Here is a 4,527-nt window from a genome sequence, read left to right as displayed (position 1 = left end):
TGGGTTAACACCCCTAATGTCACTCAAGCCTTGTTGTAGGGAATTCTCGACGTCACCGATATTCTGAGCCTTATTGATTCCATCTGTAGCTCGCCTTGCAAATGTGTTTACTTTTGCAGTCTCGCCATTTTTCTCCACTTGGGACAAATTTCTATTGCCACTAATACTATTATTTTTATCTCTTTTTGCTTGCTCTATTTGTTTAAGAGCGTCCTCTTTGAATTCCGAAGTAGTTCTAGAGTGCCATTGGTTCACAAGGAAAACTTCATTTCCGTCTTTTCCGCGCATCCCTGCTGCATAGTCTAGTTTACCAAGATCATTATTTCCCTTAGTTTCAAAGCTTAGTTGATAGGATCTATCTGAGTCAGGAAGTTGAAGGTAATATAATGATGCATTGGCATCTTTTTTTATATTAGATATTTTTTCATTGGAAATAGCTTGATTTTCCCGACTTTCAAATCGTCTTTCGTAAGGTTGAGCACCATAAGCTCCCGATCTAGCCAACTCCTCTAAACTCCCGCGTGGAGCAGATAAAGGCCCTAATCGTCTACGGAGACCACTATTCGAAATGGTTCCTTTTGTAACGTCACGGAACCCTAGATTTGTCTTATTTAATTTTTCTACCAAATCTCGACCATCTTGAGACGGAGCATATGTTCCCCCGCCACGGTCATGATAACTGATTCCTACAGTATCCGTTTTAACGGTTTGCCCGCTTGGGACAGTGAACCACACTTCTGTGAGACCTGGCAATCTCCTATGATTATCTTTATTGATTTCAAATGTCCATCTAAAACCGTTATCAGTAGGTTTTACTGTGACGTTTAGATACTTATATCCATCCTTAATAAATGCAGTAGAATTATCTCTCGGACGTCTGTCTGAGAAGAATACATAAGTATACTTATCGTAAGGAGAATGATTTTTGTCGCCCGTCCTCTCAAAGTAACTTTCTCTAGCTGTTAGAAAGTCCTGAGAGTAGTTTTCGCCAGCTCTTGCAGCTCTTGTAACTCTCGAACTACGAAAGTCAGAGTAGCCACCATCACGTGGTTGCAGGGTTACTCCTCCAGCTGTAGTCTCTTCTCCATATTTTTCTTCCAGCACTCCTTCGATGAGGTCTCGGGATTTTTTCAGGTCGACTAGGGCGGCGGCAAAATCTTCTTGGCTGATGGTATCACCCTTAGAAAAAGCTTCATTGAACTTATCAGCTGCTGCTTTTGCTGCTTGGATTTTATCTTCCGACGCTTGATTTTCTTTAAGTCGTTTGACAATAGACTCTAATTCATCTTTTAGTCCATAGACGCCGTTTTCACCTTCTGTCGTATTGGTGTAGGTTGGGAGTTCTTGTCGACTAGGCTTTTCACTAGATTCAGTTTTTTCTGAGTTACCTACAGTTTCTGGATTCGCCTGATCTACAGCTGGTGTGGCTTGGCTCAAACCACCTCTTTTACGACGCTTTCCACCAGTTGCTTGCTCAGTTGCAGTTCCGTTTGGTTCGACAAGCTTATTATTTGTCGAACTTGCTTCACCCAAGTCTGTCAATTTTGGTAGCGATGGCTTCAAGGCTTGATTGACACGGCTCGTCAGTTCTTCCATAGCTCTTACTTGCTCATCAACTTGCGCTTGCGTCGCATTTGGGTCGTCCAAAACTGCCTTAGCTGCTGCTAGACCTGCTTCCACTTCATCGTGGAGCGCTTTCATGGAGCTAAGAGTTAGTTTTTCCAACAAAGCTTGCAGATTGCCTTGGAGTGATTTAGCTTCTGTCGTTTTAGTGGCAGATGTGGGCTGGTCTTGCTCTTTTACTGCTCCTCCTTGAGAAGTTTCTTGAGCAACTGGCTTCGTCTCTGGTTTGATAGGAGCAAGGCCAGCTGTTTCCTGCCCCTTACTAGCGTCCTCGGTTTTAGTCTCTGGAGAGTTTGACTCCCCTGTAGACTTGAGCTCAGCCGACGGTTCAGTCTGAGAGACCTTCTCTGGCTCTTCCCCATCTGACTCCTGTGGTTCCCCATCTGAATTTCCAGCAGATCCAGCAACTACATCACTGGCTGTTGCCGAAGATACTGCAGGTGCCTGCGCTTGCACCCCATTTGCAAAGAACATCAGAGCCGCAACCGCAACGCTAGCAGCCCCAAAATGGTATTTACGAATAGAATAACGGAAAATTTTCTCTCCATTACCATCATTCTTTTTCTTGAACATAAGTGAATCCTTTCCTCGCCTGAGAGCTTCCCCGAGCTTAGAAAGCGCGCAAAAAGCCGACAGACGATAATATATCAATTATATAGTAACACTTCTGACATACAAATCAACCCCATCGTTGATAGTATAGAGTCAGGAAATGCAAGAAAAAAGACGACATTATATATATATATATATATATATGCGCAGACATATAAAACCTTTTGATACAGCCTATTTTTCAACAAAGATACAATAGTTATACTACATTTATATATGCTCAACATCCTCTGCGCCAATGTTACAATATTATTACATTTTGGTTACACATACATTTCGAAATATATGATAGAAGGCTGAGTATTTTATAGTAATTCCCTTCCTATCAATTAGGTCAACAATTGAGTGTTACCCCCTATCCTCAGCAAAGGACTATGATCAGCATTTCCTAGCCGCTAGGACGCTCCAAATCACCTATTCTAAGTCCATCACTAGCTTGGTCAGTAAGATACCTACGGTAAGGCGAGACTGACGGGGTTTGATGAGATTTTGGAAGAGTATAAAAACCACCTGAAGCAAATCAAGTGTAAGCGCCCAATAACGAAGCATAGTATATTGAAACTAGAATAGTACGTATTGACTTCTAAAATATTGCTAGAAATTAATTTGACTGTCCTGATTAATTTGTCCTGTTTTTATTTCATTTTACTATAGTATTACTTCAATCTGTCGTTCTCTCTTTCTAGCGACCGACCTCAAGGGATAAGTCGTACCACAAGAAAAAGCCTAGATAACTAGACTTTTTTAGTTTATTCTACCGTTACTGACTTAGCAAGGTTACGTGGTTTATCCACATCAAGGCCACGATGCAGAGTTGCAAAGTAAGCGACCAATTGCGTTGGCACGACCATCGAAATTGGTGAGAGGTAAGGATGTACGGTCGTAAGGACGATATCGTCTGTCTCTTTAGCAACATTCTCTTCTGCTATAGTGAGAACCTTGGCACCACGGGCTGCGACCTCTTGGATATTTCCACGAGTGTGGTTGGCAAGGACTGGATCGGACAAGAGGGCCAAAACAGGCGTTCCTTCTTCAATCAAGGCAATAGTTCCGTGCTTGAGCTCTCCTGCCGCAAAGCCTTCACACTGGATGTAAGAAATCTCTTTGAGTTTAAGGCTTGCTTCCATAGCTACGTAGTAATCTTGACCACGCCCAATATAAAAGGCATTGCGAGTTGTTTCAAGAAGCTCACGAACCTTGGCTTCAATGGTTTCTTTCTCTGAAAGAGTTGATTCGATAGACTGAGCTACAATTGACAACTCATGCACCAAATCAAAGGCTTGCGCTTTAGCATTGCCATTTGCTTCTCCGACTGCTTTTGCAAGGAAGGCAAGGGCTGCGATTTGCGCTGTATAGGCCTTGGTTGAGGCTACGGCAATTTCAGGTCCTGCATGAAGGAGCATGGTATGGTTGGCTTCACGTGAAAGAGTTGAACCTGGGACATTTGTTACTGTCAAGCTCGGAATCCCCATTTCATTGGCCTTGACCAAAACCTGACGGCTATCAGCTGTTTCACCAGACTGACTGATAAAGATGAAGAGTGGTTTTTTGCTGAGAAGTGGCATACCGTAACCCCACTCAGATGAGATTCCAAGTTCAACTGGTGTATCCGTCAATTCTTCCAGCATCTTCTTAGAAGCAAATCCTGCGTGGTAAGATGTTCCAGCTGCAAGGATGTAGATGCGGTCTGCATCTTGAACAGCCTTAATGATAGCAGGGTCAACCACTACTTGTCCAGCCTCATCTGTGTAGGCTTGGATGAGTTTACGCATAACAGTTGGTTGCTCATCAATTTCCTTAAGCATGTAGTAAGGATAAGTTCCCTTCCCAATATCTGACAAGTCAAGTTCCGCAGTATAGCTAGCACGCTCACGACTGTTGCCATCATAGTCTTGAACTTCTACGCTATCAGCCTTGACGATGACCAACTCTTGGTCATGAATTTCCATGTATTGGTTGGTCTCACGAATCATAGCCATAGCATCTGAGCAGACCATGTTATAGCCTTCTCCAAGACCAATCAAAAGTGGTGATTTATTCTTAGCTACGTAGATAACTTCAGGATCTTGTGAGTCAACCAAGGCGAAGGCATAAGAACCACGGATAATGTGAAGAGCTTTTTTGAAGGCTTCAAGAACTGACAAGCCATCTTCTTCTGCAAATTTTCCAATCAAGTGAACGGCGATTTCCGTATCTGTTTGCCCCTTGAAGTGGTGTCCTGCAAGGTATTCTTCCTTGATTTCAAGGTAGTTCTCAATCACCCCGTTGTGCACCAAGACAAAACGTTCTGTC

General features: G+C 43.1%; 2 protein-coding genes. Both read right to left on the bottom strand.

The genetic code is table 11. The annotated features are described in order from the left end of the window. A partial coding sequence (locus tag SMIDD26_RS11215) for a DUF1542 domain-containing protein (RefSeq protein WP_134990099.1) occupies positions 1–2,196 on the bottom strand: 2,196 nt, incomplete at its 3' end. A 788-nt stretch (positions 2,197–2,984) separates the two neighbouring features. Then, the coding region (gene glmS, locus SMIDD26_RS01340; protein WP_246746842.1) for a glutamine--fructose-6-phosphate transaminase (isomerizing) at positions 2,985–4,527 on the bottom strand (1,543 nt) is incomplete at its 5' end.

It is taken from the genome of Streptococcus mitis (assembly GCF_001579035.1).
GTDB lineage: Bacteria > Bacillota > Bacilli > Lactobacillales > Streptococcaceae > Streptococcus > Streptococcus mitis_J.
The sequence above is the reverse complement of the archived record's forward strand: the minus strand, read 5'-3'. Positions and strand labels throughout refer to the sequence as shown.